The sequence below is a fragment of the Hyphomicrobium sp. NDB2Meth4 genome (genome assembly GCF_900117445.1).
GTDB lineage: Bacteria > Pseudomonadota > Alphaproteobacteria > Rhizobiales > Hyphomicrobiaceae > Hyphomicrobium_A.
Window position 1 is genome coordinate 455,695 of record NZ_FPEJ01000005.1, and the last position, 19,679, is coordinate 475,373.

16 protein-coding genes are annotated in these 19,679 nt (G+C 62.6%); 10 read left to right on the forward strand and 6 right to left on the reverse strand.

Annotated features, from left to right (window positions below):
• The first annotated feature begins 2 nt into the window (after nucleotides 1-2).
• The 3 genes from NDB2M4_RS11135 to NDB2M4_RS11145 all read left to right on the forward strand — a co-directional run bounded on the left by NDB2M4_RS11135 (nucleotide 3) and on the right by NDB2M4_RS11145 (nucleotide 4,077).
• On the forward strand, nucleotides 3-1,133 hold the full coding sequence (locus tag NDB2M4_RS11135; RefSeq protein ID WP_072374653.1) for a glycosyltransferase family 4 protein: 1,131 nt from the start codon (nucleotides 3-5) through the stop codon (nucleotides 1,131-1,133).
• Between the two features lie 106 nt (nucleotides 1,134-1,239).
• On the forward strand, nucleotides 1,240-2,748 hold the full coding sequence (locus NDB2M4_RS11140; RefSeq protein ID WP_072374656.1) for an undecaprenyl-phosphate glucose phosphotransferase: 1,509 nt from the start codon (nucleotides 1,240-1,242) through the stop codon (nucleotides 2,746-2,748).
• 21 nt (nucleotides 2,749-2,769) lie between these two features.
• On the forward strand, nucleotides 2,770-4,077 hold the full coding sequence (locus tag NDB2M4_RS11145; protein ID WP_072374659.1) for an O-antigen ligase family protein: 1,308 nt from the start codon (nucleotides 2,770-2,772) through the stop codon (nucleotides 4,075-4,077).
• Here the strand turns inward: NDB2M4_RS11145 and NDB2M4_RS11150 are convergent.
• Nucleotides 4,070-5,203, reverse strand: a complete 1,134-nt coding sequence (locus tag NDB2M4_RS11150) for a DUF1513 domain-containing protein (protein WP_072374671.1) — start codon at nucleotides 5,201-5,203, stop codon at nucleotides 4,070-4,072. The genes NDB2M4_RS11145 and NDB2M4_RS11150 overlap by 8 nt on opposite strands.
• Nucleotides 5,193-6,290: an imelysin family protein gene (locus tag NDB2M4_RS11155; protein ID WP_072374677.1), complete on the reverse strand. Its 1,098-nt coding sequence runs from the start codon at nucleotides 6,288-6,290 to the stop codon at nucleotides 5,193-5,195. Before NDB2M4_RS11155 ends, NDB2M4_RS11150 begins: the two co-directional genes overlap by 11 nt.
• 249 nt (nucleotides 6,291-6,539) lie before the next feature.
• On the opposite strand from NDB2M4_RS11155, the gene NDB2M4_RS11160 reads away from it, so the two are divergent.
• The 3 genes from NDB2M4_RS11160 (at nucleotide 6,540) to NDB2M4_RS11170 (ending at nucleotide 10,497) form a co-directional block, all read left to right on the forward strand.
• The gene (locus tag NDB2M4_RS11160) at nucleotides 6,540-7,814 is read left to right on the forward strand and encodes an imelysin family protein (RefSeq protein WP_072374679.1); all 1,275 of its coding nucleotides are present in this window, start codon (nucleotides 6,540-6,542) and stop codon (nucleotides 7,812-7,814) included.
• Between the two features lie 95 nt (nucleotides 7,815-7,909).
• On the forward strand, nucleotides 7,910-9,397 hold the full coding sequence (locus tag NDB2M4_RS11165; protein WP_244536138.1) for a di-heme oxidoreductase family protein: 1,488 nt from the start codon (nucleotides 7,910-7,912) through the stop codon (nucleotides 9,395-9,397).
• Nucleotides 9,398-9,399: 2 nt separating this feature from the next.
• On the forward strand, nucleotides 9,400-10,497 hold the full coding sequence (locus NDB2M4_RS11170) for an imelysin family protein (RefSeq protein WP_072374685.1): 1,098 nt from the start codon (nucleotides 9,400-9,402) through the stop codon (nucleotides 10,495-10,497).
• A 46-nt stretch (nucleotides 10,498-10,543) separates the two neighbouring features.
• Here NDB2M4_RS11170 and NDB2M4_RS11175 read toward each other — a convergent pair whose 3' ends face one another.
• The 3 genes from NDB2M4_RS11175 to tal all read right to left on the reverse strand — a co-directional run bounded on the left by NDB2M4_RS11175 (nucleotide 10,544) and on the right by tal (nucleotide 14,527).
• On the reverse strand, nucleotides 10,544-11,674 hold the full coding sequence (locus tag NDB2M4_RS11175) for a linear amide C-N hydrolase (protein WP_072374688.1): 1,131 nt from the start codon (nucleotides 11,672-11,674) through the stop codon (nucleotides 10,544-10,546).
• Between the two features lie 117 nt (nucleotides 11,675-11,791).
• On the reverse strand, nucleotides 11,792-13,441 hold the full coding sequence (gene pgi / locus NDB2M4_RS11180; protein WP_072374692.1) for a glucose-6-phosphate isomerase: 1,650 nt from the start codon (nucleotides 13,439-13,441) through the stop codon (nucleotides 11,792-11,794).
• 9 nt (nucleotides 13,442-13,450) lie between these two features.
• On the reverse strand, nucleotides 13,451-14,527 hold the full coding sequence (gene tal / locus NDB2M4_RS11185; RefSeq protein WP_072374695.1) for a transaldolase: 1,077 nt from the start codon (nucleotides 14,525-14,527) through the stop codon (nucleotides 13,451-13,453).
• 321 nt (nucleotides 14,528-14,848) lie between these two features.
• Here tal and NDB2M4_RS11190 point away from each other — a divergent pair, with 321 nt between their 5' ends.
• Both NDB2M4_RS11190 and NDB2M4_RS11195 read left to right on the forward strand, forming a co-directional pair.
• Complete coding sequence (locus tag NDB2M4_RS11190; protein WP_072374697.1) at nucleotides 14,849-15,877, forward strand: aldo/keto reductase; 1,029 nt, start codon at nucleotides 14,849-14,851, stop codon at nucleotides 15,875-15,877.
• 302 nt (nucleotides 15,878-16,179) lie between these two features.
• Complete coding sequence (locus NDB2M4_RS11195; protein ID WP_072374700.1) at nucleotides 16,180-16,395, forward strand: response regulator transcription factor; 216 nt, start codon at nucleotides 16,180-16,182, stop codon at nucleotides 16,393-16,395.
• Between the two features lie 16 nt (nucleotides 16,396-16,411).
• Here the strand turns inward: NDB2M4_RS11195 and NDB2M4_RS11200 are convergent, their stop codons facing one another.
• Nucleotides 16,412-17,428 (reverse strand): hypothetical protein, encoded by a 1,017-nt coding sequence (locus NDB2M4_RS11200; RefSeq protein ID WP_072374703.1) that lies wholly within the window; start codon nucleotides 17,426-17,428, stop codon nucleotides 16,412-16,414.
• A gap of 206 nt (nucleotides 17,429-17,634) precedes the next feature.
• On the opposite strand from NDB2M4_RS11200, the gene NDB2M4_RS11205 reads away from it, so the two are divergent.
• Both NDB2M4_RS11205 and NDB2M4_RS11210 read left to right on the forward strand, forming a co-directional pair.
• Entirely contained in the window at nucleotides 17,635-18,126 is a 492-nt protein-coding gene (locus NDB2M4_RS11205; protein ID WP_139247204.1) for a hypothetical protein, read from the forward strand.
• A gap of 258 nt (nucleotides 18,127-18,384) precedes the next feature.
• Nucleotides 18,385-19,665 (forward strand): hypothetical protein, encoded by a 1,281-nt coding sequence (locus NDB2M4_RS11210; RefSeq protein WP_139247205.1) that lies wholly within the window; start codon nucleotides 18,385-18,387, stop codon nucleotides 19,663-19,665.
• Nucleotides 19,666-19,679: the final 14 nt, after the last annotated feature.

Here is a 19,679-nt window from a genome sequence, read left to right on the forward strand (position 1 = left end):
GCGTGACGAGGCGCCTACGTATCATTCATTGCCTCCGCGCACCGGTTGGCGGCCTTTTTCGCCACGTGCTGGATTTGAGCGGCGCGCAGGCTGAGCGCGGGCACGATGTTGGCTACGTCATCGATTCAAGCACTGCCGATCCTTTGACAGAGCGTCGGCTCGCCCAGGCCGCCGAGCATCTCTCTCTCGGCATCACGCGCGTTCCGATGCAACGCCTCCCGAGCCTGCACGACTTCCGTTCGACACGAGCAGTCTGCGAGGTTGCGCGCAGCAAGCGCATCGATGTGTTGCACGGACATGGAGCCAAGGGGGGCGCTTATGCCCGCCTCGTCGCTCGCAGCCTGCGTCGCTCCGATACCCCGGTGGCCGCCTTCTACACACCGCACGGCGGCAGCCTGCATTATCCGCCACACTCAATCCAGGGACGCATCTACACGGGTATCGAAAAGATCCTCGCCCGGCACACGGATGGGCTGATCTTCGAGTGCGACTTTATCGGCCGCGTCTATGACGAGCGCATCGGCGCCCCGCACGTGCCGCGTCGCGCTGTCCCCAATGCGCTGCAACCGCGCGACTTCACTCCGCATGAGCCCAATGCCGACGCGGCCGACTTCCTCTTCATCGGCGAGTTGCGCATTCTGAAGGGCGTCGACGTTCTTCTGCAGGCGCTCGCGCGCATCGCGGCGCGCAGGTCCGTGCGCGCTGTAATCGTCGGCGCCGGCCCCGACGCCGTAATGTTCAATGACCTGGCCCGCACCCTGAAAGTCGAGGACAGAGTCTCTTTCCCCGGGGCTATGCCGGCGCAGGAGGCCTTCCGGCTCGGCCGCTGCCTCGTCGTCCCATCCAGGGCCGAAAGCATGCCGTATATCGTCCTGGAAGCGGCCGCTGCAGGTGTCCCACTTCTGGCCACGAGCGTAGGGGGCATCCCGGAGATCGTCAGCGGCACCGACACGTCTCTGCTGCCGCCCGCAAATGTCGATGCCCTGACCGACGCGATGAACCGCTTTCTCGACGCACCGGAAGTGGCGAAAGCCCGCGCTGAGCGCCTGCGGGCCGCCGTTGCTGACCGCTTCACAGTGGATCGCGCCGCTGAAGCCGTCATTGCCTTCTACGCCGAGCAACTGCGCCGCTAACCTTAACAGCATCGTTTAACGCCGGGGCACTCCCGGTCCCGCCCCGTGGCACGAAGCCTGCTTTTGACAAGCCAGGTTTCGTAAACGCCGCCACAGGTAACCGGGAATGCTCGACATCGGCCGCCATACAATTTCATCCATCGGCGAGGCCAGCACGCGCGCAAAGACGCCACGTCTTGCCGACTTCCGCTTCAACGACAAGACGCGCCTCATCTCGATGGTGGTGATCCGCGGCGCCGTGCGAATTTGCGACATCGCGCTCATCTGCTTCCTCGGCTTCGCCGTTGCGATGTACTACGTCGAGGAACCGCAAATCTTCTCCAACAGCTACTACCTCGTGGCCATCGGCACGACCGCTGTCCTCACAGTTGCCGGTTTCGATATCCTTGGCCTTTACTCGCGCGCGTCCTTCAGCTCGTTCATCGGCCAGGCGCCGCGCCTGTTGCTCGCCTGGACCGCGGGCTTTGCGCTGCTTCTTGCCGGCGTCTTCTTCTTGAAGGTCGGCTATGACTTCTCGCGCGTCTGGTTTGCATCCTGGTACGTCGTCGGCGCGACGGTGCTGCTGACCGAGCGGTTGCTCGTCGCCAGCTTCGTCCGCCGTTGGACGCGCGAAGGACGCCTCTATCGCAAAGCCGCAATCTACGGCAGCGGCGAAATCTCCGAAAAACTGCTGAGCGAGCTCGAGCTCGACGTAGATGCTGACATTCGCATCACCGGGATCTTCGATGATCGCAGCGATGAGCGCTTGACTAAAAACGTCGCTGGCTATCCGCACCTCGGCGGCCTCGACAAGCTCGTCTCCATCGCCCGTTCCTCGCGCCTCGATCTCGTCATCGTCGCCCTGCCGATCACCGCCGAAAAGCGCGTGCTCGAAGTCACGCGTGCCCTTGCGGTGCTGCCCGCCGAGGTAAAGCTGCCCGCACGTTCCACCGAGTTGCGCTTCACGCCTGGCACCTATTCGCGCGTCGGAAACGTCGCCATGATCGACCTGCTGGAAAAGCCGATTGCCGACTGGGGCTCGGTCGCCAAATGGCTGTTCGACAAGATCGTCGGCTCACTGGCACTCATCGCACTCTCGCCGCTGATGCTTGCCGTGGCGCTCGCCATACGCCTCGACAGCCGTGGCCCGGTGCTGTTCCGTCAGAAGCGCTACGGCTTCAACAACGAACTCATCGAGGTGTTCAAGTTCCGCTCGATGTACGTCGACCGCTGCGATGCGACCGCGTCCAAGCTCGTCACCAAGGGCGACCCGCGCGTCACCCGCGTCGGCCGCTTCATCCGCAAGACGTCGATCGACGAGCTGCCGCAACTGTTCAACGTCATCCTCGGAAATCTATCGCTCGTCGGGCCGCGTCCGCATGCGCTCGAAGCCAAGGCCGCCGGCGACCTTTACGACAAAGTGGTCGACGGCTACTTCGCCCGTCACAAGGTGAAGCCCGGCATCACCGGCTGGGCACAGGTCAACGGTTGGCGCGGTGAGACTGACACGCCTGAGAAGATTCTGAAGCGCGTTGAATGCGACATTTACTATATCGAGAATTGGTCGCTGCTTCTCGACATCTACATCTTGCTCAAGACGCCCTTCGCCCTGCTCAAATCCGATAACGCCTACTGATCGGGCGCAGAGGTTCCCAGCATGGCGGCGCTAGCCGGTCATACATCGCGCGATTGGGCAGGTCGGTCGTCTGCCATCGAAGATGCAGTGCCGCGCAAACGGCGCAGCGCCGTTACCTGGCTTGCGCTCGCCGCCGTCGCTCTCACCTTCGCGACCAGCGGCATCGTCTTCTCCGAGCCCGCGCCCGTCGATGCGCTTAGCATCGGCCTGATCGTTCTGCTTCCGACCATCGGTCTCGTATCGTTCAACCGCGGCCTGCTCGCTTTTGGCACACTGTGGCTCATCGCCGGCGCATGCGCGCTGCTTGCGGCCACGCTCTCGCTCGATCAGGCAACGACAGCAATCCACGTCGCCGTGACGATCTATCTCTACGCCGCCTGCTTCGTCATCGCCGGCTTCGTCGCCTATGCGCCGCGCCAGCACACGAAGCTGATCCTCGGCGCCTGGACTCTCGCCGCCATCGTCGCGGCGGCCGCCGCCCTGGCTGGCTACTTCGGTCTGCTACCAGGAGCTGCGGAACTCTTCACCCGCTACGGGCGCGCCGCCGGCACCTTCAAGGATCCGAACGTGCTCGGCCCGTTCCTCATCGTGCCCATCATCTACCAGCTCGGCACCGCCCTTGAACGCCCCCTGCATCGCATGATCCTGCCGCTCGCCATTGCCGGCTTTCTCATGCTGGCGGTATTTCTGTCGTTCTCTCGCGGCGCCTGGTTCGTCCTCGCGCTCTCGCTCGCCATCTATGGCTATCTCGCCCTTGCCACGGCATCGCGCGCCCTGGTGCGCCTGAAGATCATTGGATTGCTGGCGCTCGGAAGCATTCTTGCCCTCGGCGTTGTCGCCGCCGCCCTCAGCAACGACAAGGTCGCCGAGCTCGTCAGCCAGCGCGCCAGCCTGGAGCAGTCATACGACACCGGCTCTGAAGGCCGCTTCGGCGGCCAGCAGAAGGCTATCGGCCTCATCGCCGAGAACCCGCTCGGTATCGGCGCACAGGAGTTCACGTCTCGCTATCACCATGAGGAAGTCCACAACGTCTATCTGACGCTGTTCCTAAGTGCCGGCTGGCTCGGCGGCAGCATCTACTTGATCGTCGTCGTGCTGACGATCGTGCTCGGCTTCCGCCATCTGTTGCGCGCAACGCCGACCCGGCCGCTCTTCCTCATCGTCTACGCGACCTTTGTCGCAACAGCACTCGAAGGGCTGATCATCGACACTGACCACTGGCGCCACTTCTACGTGCTGCTGGCATTGATCTGGGGAATGATGACAGCGACGCAACCGCGCCCCGCACGCCTTCGAGACGACGCCTACGCCAGCGCGCCGCTCAGATGATCATCCGCACGTGATTATCGAACGAGCGCCCCGGGAACGTCATGGTCGAGAGGTGGGTGTGATCGGGCGCGTCCACCTGCACGATGCCCATCCCTGACGTCATCGCGAAGCTCTTCTCCGACGCCGCGATGATCGCACAGCTGTCCATCAGCAACGTCTCGCCGACGATCGCCCGACGCTGCGTATCGACATAGACGATGCGGCCCGCCCGCGGTGCTGACGCCGCGATCAGTCGGCCATCTCCGCTGATCGCCACGGAGCCGATATAGCCGGCGAGTCTCGCACCCATCGGATCGGCCGGCTCGATGATACGCAGCGGCGTATCTATCCCCGCACAGCCGATCAGCTCAGGCGTACCGCCCGCCGCACCTTCCCACTGACAGCCGAACCAGATGGCGCCGCTGGCATCCTGCGCCAGATGCCGGATCGACAGCTTATGCAAACCGTCGCTCTGCATGTGCTGGCTGATGAGCCGCCCGGAGCTGCTGTCAACGAATGCGAGCGAAGGCTGCATCGTCTCGACGTTCAGCTTCTCACGCCCGGTCATCCCCGGCTCGACGTGCGTCTCGATCCCGCCGTTTGCGACAGCGAGCGTCTTGCCGTCCGCCAACAGGATCGCCTCGTGCGGACCGACGCCATAAGTGGGAAATTCGCCGATGCGCCGATATCCCCCGCTGGCATCGTACACACCGATCACGCCTGCGCGCGTGCCGTTGTCATGCTCGGTCGCGTACAGCAGCCGCCCATCGCGCGAGAATGTGCCGTGGCCATAGAAATGGCGATTGGCCGGCGTCGTGAACAGCACAGGCTCGCGCCGTCCATGAATGTCGAAGGCCAGCGCGAACGAACCTGGCCTGCGCGCAAACACCACCGCCTCGCCGCCCGCCTGGTTGAGCGCGATGTCATGCCCGCGTCCCTCCAGCGGCAACTCGCGAAGAATGCTCCCGTCGACCGAAAGAATAACGACCGAATAGGTGCCGTCGGGCCGGCGGCAAGCGGCGATGAGGTCACCGGAGGTAATGCCAAATTGCTCATCGTCCAACACGCCCGCAAACGCATGTGAGGCCTGCGCCGACGCGAGGGTCATCGCGGTGCCGATCAGGAAATGCCGCCGGTCAATCGCCATCGAGCTCGTTGAACCCTATTCTCAATCCAGCCAGCGGCGCGATCTCGCGTCCGACCAGCTTGCGGATGCCCTCGATGTGGAATCGCACCATGCGCAATTCACGCGTGCGCTCCGCCGTGTCCTTCGCCCGTCCCAAGCCTTCTACCGCAGCAGGCCCATCACGGGCCAGCCGCTCGAATGCCGCGCTGATCCATCGCGGCATCCACTCTTTGTCGGCGGGCACATTACGTCCCAACCCCATCGTCTCGTAGAGATCCTGCGCCGAGGTAACACCCGCCCCAACGTAGCGAGCGGAAAGCCCAGAGCGCGAGAATGGCAGGCGCGGCGTCTTACCCTGGCTTGGAACAGCAGCGACCATCGGCGCAATCTCACGGTCCTGGATCATCTGCAGACCCGTGATGAGGGCGCGCGCAAAATCGGCAGCAGGTTCCTCGGCGCTTTTATAGCGCGGGTCCCCCGCCTGCGGCGACACCATACGCTGGCGCCAACCGCTGTCACCTTGCCAATCGGTAAGTACCTCCTGCGCAAGCGCATGCGTAGATTGCGCCATGGCACGCGCTAGCCCGCAGCGGTACTTTGCGGCGTCATCATCACCGGTAATCGGATGCGCGGCATCGAACAACAGAACCTCGAGCGCCGACAGACCTTGCACTGCCGCACTCTTCTTTGCGAGCATGGCCGGATCGAGCGCGCTGGCATCGCGCTTCGCGACCAGCTGCGCCACTTGCCTTTGCGTCACTCCGCGCGGATCGGGCCAGAAATCGAAGCGCTCGGGAACACCCACCTGCGACATCGGTCCGAAGCGCAGAAATTCCACACCCGCCCAGGCCAGCACGGTGTCGGCATAGTCCTTATCGACTGCTTTGATCGCCCCCTTCTCGCCAGCACACGCGCGCGTCAGGCTGGCTGCGAGCCGCCCGCTCGTGGCCGCAAGCGCCGTAAAGCGCGGCAGGACATACTTGTCGATGACGCGCGCGTTGATTTCAGGGAAATCAGGGGCAACCGGAGCCGCGCCGGCGGCACAGAACAGGCCAAAACCAGCGCAAACCATTGCCATGACGAAATAGCGCGCGATCGCGTGCTTCATGTTTACTTTGCCCAGCGGTGATCCCGGTGCGCGTCAAACGACAGACACAAGCTTCGCTAAGCTTGGCCATCGCCGTGGCATTCGTGCGACTGACTTCATAAGCCGCTACACAGGAAAAATAATCTTGACTTCATCGGTAGGAAATCATTCTCATCACGCGCAGAATTATGGGGCGCGCGAGCTGATCAAAATCAGGAGCGCGATACGCAATACCACCCGCGACGCGGGTGAAGCAGGGACAAGCATGCAATGTTGAAAGCGCTCGCCGCCGCGTCCGTCGCGATTCTTCTTGCCGCCACCACGGCAGCAATTGCCGCCGATGCGCCGAGCACCGCCGCGGTCGCAAAAAATTATGCCGACATCGCCGAGGCGAGCTTCACAGATACCCTCATCGAGGCACGCAAACTCAAGGCGGCCGTCGATACCCTGATCAAGTCGCCGACGGAAGATAACCTCGTCGCCGCGCGCAAGGCCTGGATCGCAGCCCGCGTCCCCTACATGCAGACGGAAGCCTTCCGCTTCGGCAACAAGATCGTTGATGATTGGGAGGGTCGCGTCAATGCGTGGCCGCTGGACGAGGGCCTCATCGATTACGTCTCTCAGGAGTACGCCGATCAGGGCGGCTCCAACAACGATCTCTACGCCGCCAACGTTATCGCCAATCCGAAGCTGAAGATCGGCGGCGAGGAAGTCGACGCCACCAAAATCACCAAAGAGCTTCTGTCAGACAAGCTGCGCGAGGCCGACGGCGTCGAAAGCAACGTATCGACCGGCTATCATGCCGTCGAATTCCTGCTGTGGGGCCAGGATCTGAATGGCACCGGCCCCGGCGCCGGCAAGCGCCCGGCAACCGACTACGACACCAAGAACTGCACCGGCGGAAATTGCGACCGCCGCGCCCAGTATCTTGAGACCGTCACCAACCTGCTCGTCGACGACCTGGCCTTCATGGCCGCGCAGTGGGGCCCCGAAGGCGCCGCCCGCAAGGCGGTCATGGCCGACGACGGCCGAGCCGGACTCGTCGCCTTGATGAAGGGCCTCGGTAGCCTCTCCTATGGCGAGCTCGCCGGCGAGCGCATGAAGCTCGGGCTTCTCATTCATGATCCGGAGGAGGAGCAGGACTGCTTCTCCGACAATACCCACAACGCCCACTATTACGACGCGCTCGGCATCAAGAATGTCTACCTAGGTTCCTACAAGCGCACCGACGGCACTATCGTCTCCGGCCGCAGCGCGTCCGACCTCGTCAAGGCGAAGTCACCCGAAGCCGACACGCGCACCCGCGCAGCAATCGACAAGACTCTGCAGCACATGCAAGCAATCGTCGATCGGGCCAACAGCGTCGAAGCCTATGATCAGATGATCGGCGAAGGCAACGCGGCCGGCAACGCCGTCGTTGACCAGACGATCCAGGCGCTGATCGCCCAGGCCAAGGAATTCGAACGCGACATCGCCGCCCTCGAACTCACCGCCATCGAGTTCGAAGGCTCCGACAGCCTCGACAGCCCCGGGGGCGTCAGGTGAAAGCAGCCATGGGGAGGCACCCGCTCGCCGCGTGCGGCAAATTCGAGCAGCGGCCTCTCCAATCGCTGCACGCCCGATTATAAGCGGCCATGCCCTTGCGCCGCCAAACGTCTCCGTGGAAAGCGACCCTACCGTTTCTCATCCCCGGCGCCGCTGCCGTCCTCATCATCGGCGCCGCCGTTGCTGGCGCGACATTCCCCGATCATCCTAACGAGCCCGGCGAGGAAAACCCCGGCGGCAGCGCCACGACGCGCCAAAGCATCGATACGCCCGATGCCTTCTCACACGCCTCGAACGGCGTCGGCCTCGAAGGCGAAGCGAAGTTCAAAGTCGGCAACGCCATCTTCCGGAAGTTGTGGGTCTCAGCGCCCTCTTCAACCAGGGGCTCCGACGGGCTGGGACCGCTCTATAACTCGCGCTCCTGCCAGAGCTGTCACCTAAAGGACGGCCGCGGTCATCCGCCATCAGCCAATTTCCCCGATGATCGCGCGGAATCCATGTTCCTGCGCCTTTCCATCCCCCCGCAAAACGACGCCCAGCGCCACCTTCTCGCCGAGCATCGCATCAACACCATCGACGAGCCGACCTATGGCGAGCAGTTGCAGAACCTCGCCGTGCGCGGCCTCGACAACGAAGGCCACGTGCGCGTCGAATACTCCGACCTTCCGGTCAAACTCGGCGACGGCACAATCGTCAAGCTGCGCAAGCCGACGTACAGTGTCGAAGGCCTGAAGTACGGACCGCTGCATCCCGGAACTATGCTGTCGCCCCGCGTCGCGCCGCAGATGATAGGGCTTGGCCTCCTCGAAGCGGTCCCGGAGAGCGCCATCCGCGCCAACGCCGACCCCGCAGACAGCAATGGCGACGGCATCTCCGGCCGCCCCAACGAGGTCTGGTCGCACAAGCAGGACAAGGTCACGCTCGGGCGCTTCGGCTGGAAAGCCGGCAAGTCCTCCGTCCGCGAGCAGTCAGCCAGCGCCTTGGCAACCGACATGGGCCTTTCGAACCCGATCGATCAGCGCGCCTCCGGAGATTGCACCAAGGCACAGTCGGCATGCCTGGAAGCGCCCAACGGCAACACCCAGCGGGAAGACAACCTCGAGGTAGGCCCGCAGATATTCGAGCATCTCGTCTTCTACGCAGAGAACCTCGCCGTGCCCCCGCGCCGCGCCCCGAACGATCCCATCGTCCGCAATGGAAAGGCCGTCTTTTACAGTCTCGGCTGCCAGGGCTGCCATAAGCCATCGTTCACAACGGGCACCGTCGACGGCCAACCCCACCTCAGCGGCCAGAAGATTTGGCCCTACACCGACCTGCTGCTGCATGACATGGGCGAGGGTCTGGCCGACAATCGCCCGGAGGGAGTAGCCGATGGGCAGGAGTGGCGGACTGCGCCGCTTTGGGGCATAGGGCTGACGCAACTGGTCAACGGTCACACGCTGTTCCTGCACGACGGTCGCGCGCGCAACATCGAGGAAGCAATCTTATGGCACGGCGGAGAGGCGCAATCGGCACGCGACGCTTACGCGAAATTGCCGAAGGCGGAACGCGATGCGCTGATCAAATTCGTGGAGTCGCTGTGAGCATGCACGCCGGAGTGCGCCAAGCCGCCAGCCTCGCCATTATCCTCTCAGCTTTTGTGGCCGCAGCCACTCCCGCCGCGGCTTTCGACGACGCCACACTCGCGCGTCAGAGCTATGAGAAAATAATCCTGCCGGGTTACGCCCGTTTCGATGAAGCCGCGCACGCCCTGGCGGAGAAGACGTCAGCGCTCTGCGCCTCGCCGTCGGTAGACGCTCTAGCCGCCGCACGCGGCGCAGCGCGCACCGCCATCATCGTGTGGGGACGGATCGAGCCGATCCGCTTCGGACCGATCACACAGAAGCAGCGCCTCGACCGCCTTCTCTTCTTCCCCGATGCCCACGGCTTCACCGCCAAGCAGACCGCCCGTCTGCTCGCCAAGCAGGACGAAGCCGATATCGATCCAGCCAAGCTCGCCGGTGCGAGTGTCGCCGTGCAGGGGTTTGGCGCCCTCGACGTTGCGCTCTTCGGCCATGGCTCGGATGAGCTGGCGACACCGGGCTCAAAGTCTGCTTTCCGCTGCCGCTACGTCAACGCCCTTGCGCTCGACATCGCCGAGATCGCGCGTGCAACGCTTGCTCAATGGCAGGGCGACTACGGCCGGCTCTGGCTCCACCCAGGCGATGAAAACAAGACCTACCTTGCGGACAAGGAAACCACGCAGGCGCTCTATCGCGCTTACATCACCCAGCTCGAAGTCCTGCGGCTTCAGCGGCTCGCCGCCCTCGACAGCAATGCCAAGAAGACCGCTACCGCGCTGCTTCCCAACAGCAATCTCGCCCTGCCGTTCGTCCTCGCCGGCATCGAAGGCGAGCGAGACATCATCGGCGAGGATGGATTTTCCGCGCCCGACCTTTCCAGCACGGAAAAGGAAGTCGATGCCGTGGCGCTGCTCGGCAGCGTCGTCACCGATCTCGGATTTGCGCTGCGGGCCGGAGAGGCAGCGGTGGCGATGTCACCCGACCCGCTCAACGATCCCGCTGCGCGAGAGCGCCTGACGCCGCTGCTGTTGTCATTGAAGAATGCCGAGGATATCGGCCGCGCCGCGCTCGGCCAGCTTACCGGCCAGACGCTCGGTTTCAACTCACTCGACGGTGACTGAGCTGCGGGCAGGCGACCCTTGGTGGAAGGGCCGCCAGCACACCCTGCTACTCGGCGTTCGCAGTCTTCTTGGCAATGAACTGCCCCGTCATATCGACCACGCTCTGCGCTGTCGTCGGGTCGGGGAGCTTCATGACATCCTTCGCATCGAGGTCGAAGCGCTTCAAATCGACCATGCGAATGGTCTGATCGTCGTAGGTCTTATAGTAGATGCGCAGGTTCTGCGGATCGCGCATGGTGGTGAAGATCGTCTGATCGCCATGCGTCTTGCCGTCGACCTTTTCGCGCACCGAGCCGTACGGAATGTCGAAGTTGTTGAGCACGTGGAAGCCGTCGAAGATGCCCGACTTCGCATTCGGCGCCTTGAAGTTCGTTGCGCTGAACACCGCGGCGCGAACGAAGCGCGAGGGAGGCGTGAAGTCGCCAGGCAACCCCATCAAGCCATTCCCCATGCCGAACGCCTGCAATGCCTTACCGTCAACGTCAACCTGCGGGACACCGAGCGGATCGAGCGAGATGTAGTTGCGCAGGTTGGTCATGTGCCAATCGAACGTCGGCGAGTTGGTCAGTACACCCAGCGGATTGTCGGTAACGACGAGCTTACCCTTCACCGGTTCGATCACGATGCTCTTGCCGCTCTTATCGTACACGACCCAATGGAACGGCTGCACTGTCTGCGGCCAGCCAGGCAGCAGCGTCGGCGCCACGATGGCTTCGCCGCCATCAACCGCCGCCTTCACCTCATCGACGTTTGCAAATTGCGTCAGGATCCACGTGGAGAAGTCGATCGACGACATCGACTTCGACTGGTTCTCCGCCGTAGTCGGCGTGTACTCGGCCTCGGTCGGGAAATAGAAGGCCCCGATAGCGAGCCCCTTCTCGTTCATCCCGTCCATCACGCCGAGGTTGCCGAAAACGATGGCACCGAGGACGCCGTACTTGCTCGTCCACTTCTTCCCATCGCCCAGCGGCGTGAGCCCGGTAAAGTTGTAGTTGCGCGGCACTACCGCGTAAGTGATCTCCAGCGGAATACCAAACTCGACGGTTCGGCCATGCACGATGCTGCCGTCGGCGTTGCGAAGCATGATACCGGTGCACGCGCTGGCAGTTTCGGCGCTGGCGAAGGCAAAGACCATCGCGGCTGCTACGCCGCGGAAGAATTTCGACTTGCTCTTCATGGAGGCTCTCCCTGGGACGGATCAAATGCCGTTTGGGAGACCTCTAGCCCTTCTTGCTTGCGATCCGCTGCGCCACTTCGGTCAAATTGAATCGAACTCGGTAGGGTTGGCGCAGCATCACGGCTTCTTGTGGAAGGCCCTGTAGCGCCGGATGAGCGCATCGGTGGAGCTGTCGTGCGCCAATTGCGGACGAGCCGGATTGCGCAGCTCGCTAATAATTTTCTTCGCCAGCACCTTGCCGAGTTCCACGCCCCATTGGTCGAAGGGGCCAATATCCCAGATCGCGCCCTGCACGAACACGCTGTGCTCGTAGAGAGCGACGAGCGCGCCTAGCGTCTTGGGATCCAGCCGATCGGCGAGGATCATGTTGCTCGGCCGGTTGCCGCCCATCACGCGAAACGGAACGTCGCGTTCCGCAACGTCGCTCGCCGCCACTTCCTCGGCGGTGCGCCCGAACGCCAAGCCTTCCGCCTGCGCGAACATGTTGCCCATCAACAGGTCGTGCGTCTCCGCGAGGGGGCTCAGCTGCGCGAGGAAGCCGATGAAGTCCACGGGCACCAATAGCGTGCCCTGATGCAGGAGCTGATAGAATGAATGCTGCCCGTCCGTCCCGGGCTCACCCCAGATCACCGGACCCGTGGCACAGTCGACGCGGCGGCCTTCAAGATCGACGCTCTTGCCCAGGCTCTCCATCAGCAACTGCTGCAAGTAAGCCGGAAAGCGCGCCATGTTCTGCGCGTACGGGAGCACGGCCTGCGAGGCGGCGCCGAAGAAGTCGGCATACCAGATCGTGAGCAGCCCAAGCAGCACCGGCAGATTCTTATCCAGCGGCGCATCGCGGAAGTGTTCGTCCATGCTGCGGAAACCCGCCAGCATGTCGTTGAAGTGCTCCGGCCCCACCGCCAGCATGGTCGACAAGCCGATGGCAGAATCCATCGAATAGCGCCCGCCGACCCAGTCCCAGAACTCGAACATGTTGGCAGCATCGATGCCGAACGCGCGCACTGCCTCGGTGTTGGTCGAGACGGCAACGAAGTGGTGCGCCACTGCAGCCGAGCTTCCCAGCTTGCCGATCAGCCAGGTCCGCGCGACCTCGGCATTGCTCATCGTCTCTTGTGTCGTGAACGTTTTCGACGACACGATGAACAGCGTCTCTTCCGCATCGAGATCGCGGGTTGCTTCTGCAAACGCGGCGCCATCAACATTCGAAACGAAACGGAAGCGCAAGTCCCGCTGACTGAACGGGCGCAGCGCCAGATACGCCATCTCCGGGCCGAGATACGAGCCGCCGATTCCGAGATTGACGATGTTGCGGATCGGCTTGCCGGTGAATCCCTTCCAAGCGCCGCTGCGTACGCGCTCGGCAAAGTCCGCCATGCGATCGAGCACCGCATGAACGTCCGGCACAACATTACGGCCGTCGACCTCGATCACAGCGCCGCGCGGCGCGCGCAGCGCCGTATGCAGCACAGCGCGACCTTCCGTGATGTTGATCTTGTCACCGCGCAGCATCGCCGCGCGCTTGTCACCAAGGCCCCGCTCTTCGGCGAGCCGCACCAGCAGATCGACTGTCTCCGCGGTGATGCGGTTCTTTGAATAGTCGAGCACCAGCCCGCCGCCCTCGACGGTGAACCGCTCTGCCCGATTTTTGTCCTGCGCAAACAGCTCGCGCAGGCGCACATCCTTGATCTCGGCGTGATGCGCCGCGAGCACCCGCCACGCAGCACACGCGCCCAGCGGCGCTGCCGTCGTTTCGCGGCTGTCCATGATCACCCTCTAAGCCAACGCCTTGCTCTTGGCGCCGATCGACTTCAACAGATCCTGCCAGGATGCAACGAACGCCTTGGCGCCATCCGCCTGCAGCTTGCTGGCGAGTGCCGCGACATCCACGCCGGCCTTGGCGTGCGCCGCTAGCACTGCATCGCAGTCGCCTCCATCGGCGGAGAGGACACCAGTGAACTTGCCGTGGTCGGCGAACGCACGCAGCGTCTCTTCCGGCATCGTGTTGACAGTATTCGGGGCAGCCAACTCTTCGATGTAGAGCGTATCGTGTGCGCGCTTGTCCTTGCTCGACGTGCTGGCGAACAGCAACCGCTGGGGACGCGCACCCGAATTCTCCAGTCGCTGCCAGCGATCCGAAGCGATGAGTTGCCGGTAGGCGCGATAAGCCTGCTGGCCGATGGCGATCCCGAGCTTGTTCTTCAACTCGTCCGGCACATCCTCGACGATGGCGCGATCCCAGCGGCTGATGAACACCGAGGCCACCGAGCGCACATCGGGGTCCAGCCCCGCCGCAACGCGCTTCTCCAGCCCGCGCATGTAGGCTTCCGCAGCCGCCAGATAGTCGTCCGTAGAGAACAGCAGCGTGACGTTGACAGGGACGCCCGCGAATGTGGCCTCCTCGATGGCCGGCAGGCCTTCCTTCGTCCCCGGAATTTTGATGAAGAGGTTCGGCTTTCCCGCCTGCCCGTACAGCCGCTTGGCCTCGGCGATCGTCGCCGCGCTGTCGTAGGCGAGCAGCGGCGAGACCTCGAGCGACACGAAGCCATCAACGCCGGCTGTCCGCTTGTAGATCGGAAGAAACAGGTCAGCCGCGCGCGAAAGATCATCCAGTGCCAACGCGAAGAACATCTCTTCGTCGCTCAGGCCTTTGCGCACCAGCGGCTCGACAGCCGCGTCATAATCGGAGCCCTTGCCGATCGCCTTTTCGAAGATCGTCGGATTGGAGGTGAGACCCGTAACCGACAGCTCGGCAATCATTTTCGCCAAGCGTCCGCTATCGAGCATGTCACGCGTGATGTCGTCTATCCACAGGCTCTGGCCGGCATCGTGCAGCTGCTCGGTCGCTCTCACGACATGTTCTCCAATCGAAACTGTAAAACCTAATGTGCATGGAAGCCGGATGTTCCCGCCCCGCGCACTCTCTTAGCCCAATCGACGCGACTTGCGTACCCTTACCCGGAGGGCCGAAACTGCGCGCGGAGGTCAAGACCAGTCAAAAGTGGCGCCACCTAGCCCTTCTTTGGGTGAATCACCGGCTTTCTGCCCATCCTCATGGTTGAAGCTGCTCCATCCACCTAAGTACCGTCTGTGCGGCGGCCGCCTTGCACAGCCCCAACCGCAGCCTTATCTGCCTGACGCCCACCCCTTCAAAATCGAAACAGGATCACTGCGATGGAACATCGGCGACTTGGCCGCTCCGGCTTCACTGTGCCCGTCCTCAGCTTCGGCACCGGCACCTTTGGTGGCAAAGGTAAACTGTTTGCGGCCTGGGGCTCCACCGACGTCGCCGAAGCGACACGCTTGATCGACATCTGCCTCGACGCCGGCGTTTCCATGTTCGATACCGCCGACATTTATTCCGCCGGCGCGTCCGAGAGCATCCTCGGCGCAGCGCTCAAAGGAAAGCGCGACCGCGCCATCATCTCCACCAAGGCGACATTCCGCTTCAATGACGAGCCCAATAATGTCGGCTCATCCCGCTTCCATCTTTTGAAGAGCGTCGACGAACAACTGAAGCGCCTCCAGACCGACCACATCGATCTGCTGCAGCTGCATGCCTACGATGCCATGACGCCGCCGGAGGAAGTGCTATCGACGCTCGACACGCTCGTTCGCGCCGGCAAGGTGCTTTACACCGGCGTCTCGAACTTCTCCGCCTGGCACATCATGAAAGCGCTCGCTACCGCCGACCGCTACGGCTACCCGCGCTACGTTGCCAACCAGACCTATTACTCCCTGATCGGCCGCGAATACGAATGGGAGTTGATGCCGCTCGGCGTCGAGGAAGGCATCGGTGCCGTCGTCTGGAGCCCGCTCGGCTGGGGCCGTCTCACCGGCAAGATCCGCCGCGGCACGGGCATCCCTAAGGACAGCCGGCTGCACGATTCTGCTGAATTCGGACCGCAAGTCGCCGATGAACTTCTCTTCCGCGTGGTCGACGCGCTCGACGAGGTCGCCCAGGAAACAGGCAAGACCGTACCGCAGATCGCCCTCAACTGGCTGCTGCAGCGCCCCACGGTTTCAACGGTGGTGATCGGGGCCCGCAACGAGGAGCAGCTGAAGCAGAACCTCGGCGCCGTCGGCTGGAACCTCACTAAGGAGCAGGTCGCCAAACTCGACAAGGCAAGCGAAGTGCCGCTCACCTATCCCTATTGGCATCAGCGCGGCACGTTCCTCGAACGCAACCCCGCACCCGTCTGAGCGTAGCAATGCAAGGGGAGCGCGCCGCTGCGCGCCCCCTTTTTTGCGGCCCGAGCAGGGCCCGAAAGCTCATTTACAAGAACACGCGATGATCTGTGCCATTGGTGCCGAAATGATCCGCATCCAATGTTGAAGATACTACGGCGAACAAAATTCAACGAAATCCAATATTCCTATCGAAAAAAATAGGTTGTACCCTGATTACAATATCAGTTATATCGATAATGATAGAGCTTTTCAATTTTTTCGCTCGATAAACTTTTTTGATCACTCAGTACGAAATAGATAAACTGGTATTCGAAATGACCGTTATTTTGCAGCGCTCGCTGACGCGCCGCGAAACGCAATGCCTGGAGGGTCTCGCACGCGGCCTCGACAACGCGGGCATTTCGCGTGAGCTGAGTATTTCCTTGCCGACAGTGGCGCTGCATCTCATCAATGCACGGCGTAAGCTGAACGCAACCACGCGTGAGCAGGCCGTTGCGCGCGCCGTGGAACTCGGGCTCATCCACCCATGACTTGAGTTCGCATGGCTTACCGCGGATCGAGTGCGAGCTGATAGCAAACCGAAGGGATGCTGCGTTCGTTGGTTCCGTCGAGGGCGACGTAGCGCCCCGGCGCCTCATCGCGGCGCAAGGCGTTCGTCGCAATCGTATAGTAATACTGCGGCGGTCGCGACAGATCGATCGAGAGCATTCGCGCCTGCTGCCACAAAAACGAGTGGAATGCCTTGTCTTCCGCTTCGTCCTTCAGAACAGCGACGACTGTTGCCTTCGCCTGCAGGCGGCTCTCCATGCGTTCCACCAGGCCACCCGGCAGGACGGCATGCGCGTACCCCGGGATCACGACAACTTTTCCGCCGCCCGTCGCCGCCACCGCCCTCTCGACGTAAGCGGCCAACTCGTCATCATGGCTGAACCGCTCACGCATGATGGCCGCATCGCGCTGCTCCTTCGTTACGGCTCCGTTGAGCCCGTAGCGCCGCCATACAGGCTGACTGAGCTGCGCGAGGCACCGATACACGGGATCATTCTGCGTCGTGAACCCTCCCAGCGGATTATTGAAATCATAAAAGATGAGGCTGAGGCCATATCTTCTCGCCAGCAGCACCTGGCGGGCAAGCGCCGTCAGAACGCGGTACTGCGCCAGCGTATCGTCCCCGCCGTCTCCATCCGGATCGGTAAAATGCCAACGTCCCGACCGGATCACGTCCTGCACGAATAGATCGACGTCGGACTCGGTCTCAACGCTCATGGCCTGGCGCCCGAGCACGCGCGGCATCTCGATCGCAACGTGACGCACACCCGCGCGCGCCATGGTGTCAAACAAGTCCGGAGACGAATAGAAGCTGATCCTATCTTCCACCCCGTGCTTCACGTCTGCGAGGATGACGAGTTTCCCATCCCGGAGAACGCGCTCCAGCGCACTCATGCCGTCGCCTGCTATCGCAGGCTGCACCGCAAAGGATGCGAGCATCGCGCAGACCACCCAGCGCCATGCGGCGAGAGTTTTGCGGAGAGTTTCGAAGCACAAAGTGAAGCTTGCGATCATCTGGCACCGCCGCGTGCGAGTTCTCTCTGTCGAACCCGCCACTAGCGTGACCTCCGTGATCGTTTCTTATCTACGCAATAGGCTAGCGCAATTCGATCCTTCCGCAAGCGCCATGTAGGCCTGCTTTTTGCGCAGTTTCTGATAATGTTATCATCAAGTACCAATTGCGCATGCCGGGACTCGCGCCTGTTGGAGAGCACGAAAGCATGGTGAGACAACGCTATTTCCGGCTACCGCTGAGCCTGGGCTTGGTCTTGGCGCTAGGCGCAGTGGCTTTCGCCCAACCTGCCTCCACACAGCCGGCCGCCGATCCCGGCGTCGTGCCCGACGATATGCTGACGCTGGTAGTCGGCACGCGCTTCGTTCCCGCCCCTGACGGCGCGGACGCACCTTCGGCACATGCCCTCTTCACCCGCGCACGCATTCCGCTCTCGGCGTTCAACGAGACCGACCACTGCATCGACCAGGCTGCTCTTGAGGTGGCGCAGGAGTATTTCACCGCGCTTGGCCGCCTCCTCGGAAAGGCTGGCCACTACTACTTCGTCCCCGACGACGCAGTGGAGAAGTCCGCGATCATGTGCGAGAGGCTGCACCGCAAGCCCCCGCAAGCCTGGAACTCTAGCAAGACCAAGATCCTCGCTATCGGACGCGTCGTCCCCACAGCCGAAGCGCCAGCCCTGGAACAGACACTGCGCTGACCAAGCGTTGCTCGCCCCCGGGCCTCGACATGCTGTCGAGCCAATGCCACCGAGCAGACGATCAGCCTCCTCTGGCCGCAACCATCGAGCCGAACCGCCCAAAATCGCCCCGACGCACAAAAATATTTAGTCGTTCCAAAGACTTCCTCGAAAACAGCCGAAACTCACTTAACCCGACTTTTGCCGCAAACGACCCACCTCGTGTCAAAAATGCTCTATAGGCACTTAGGACCGGTGGAACGTGCTTGGGGGAGAGTGGTGAGTTCTCGCGATATCGGCGTCTGGCCGCGTGTATTCGTAATCGTCGTTTTCCTGACGCTTGGCGTCGCCTTCGCTGCACCGACAGTCGTGCTGGCCCACGAGTTCTGGGACAGCGGCTGGTTCAGCCTCGCGGCCATGGACAGTCACCTGTTCGTCTTCTTCCCAACCCTCGGCGTCGTGGCGCTTGTCGCGTTCTATATTCCGTCCGCCGCCCTCGCCGACCTCTACTGGCGGCATATCCCCCTCGGCCGGTTGCGCTTCACCGTCGGGTTTCTGCTGCTCTGCGGACTTTCGTTCGCGATTGCCACCAGCCTGCTGGCCAGCCCCAAGCGCTCGATCTGGGAAATCGCACCCTCCGTCCTCACATCGGACCAAGGCGTCGGCCCGACCTGTCCCGGGAGCGAAGTCTGCGAACGCCTGCCCGTGCTCACAGCGTTGCAAGGTCTCCGCGAGGTCAGCCAATCCCGTTGGGGCCTCACCGACTTCATCCGCTCGTGCGATCGCGACGTCTTCCTCGAGCCCGCCGCGGCCCCCGAGCGCAAACGCTTCTGCTTCGCCTCGACACGCCTGACCTCATCGCCACAGCTTCAGGGCGACACCGAGTGCTGTCGTGCTCAGCACCTTCTCAGCACCGCTGTCAGCGACAACTACTCTCACGTCGATCGCCGCTCTTTGACAGCGCAAGCGCACGCGGCAACCTTGCCCATGAAGGTGTTCTTTCTGCTTGTCTTGCTCACCATCAGCATCCTTCTCGTGCTGCGTCATCGCGCAATCGAGGCGAACTACCAGGCGAGCAACCAGCGCATTGAATTTTCCGTCATTGTCGGAACGGCCGCGGTGCTGTTTTTCCCCCTCATGTCGCAGGCATTCGTCGAATCCGTTGAAGCGCTCTATGGCCTCACCGGACGCGGCACCTTCAGTCTGATTACGCCGATCCTCAGCTTGGCATTCGGCGTCTGGACCTTGCTGATGGTCTTTTTCTTCTACCGTCGCAGAGACAAGGACCTCGAGGCCATCGGCAAATTGGGGAGCGCCGTCGCTGCCGCGCTGGCTGTCCTGAAGTACGGCGTCGTTGTGGCGATTTTCACCCGCTTGCTCGGATCGGGCGCCACTTATGCCAGCATTGGTGCCCTTGTCGTCGTCTGCATCGCAGCGATCGTCGCCCTGTTTTGGCTGCCCCGCCGCTGGGCCCGGACTGCGGATGCGCCTTCCAAACACACCGTGGGCGGTGGCGAAATCGCTCCCACGCCGCCGAGCGAAGTTGCCAGACCGTCGTAATGGCCAGACCGTCG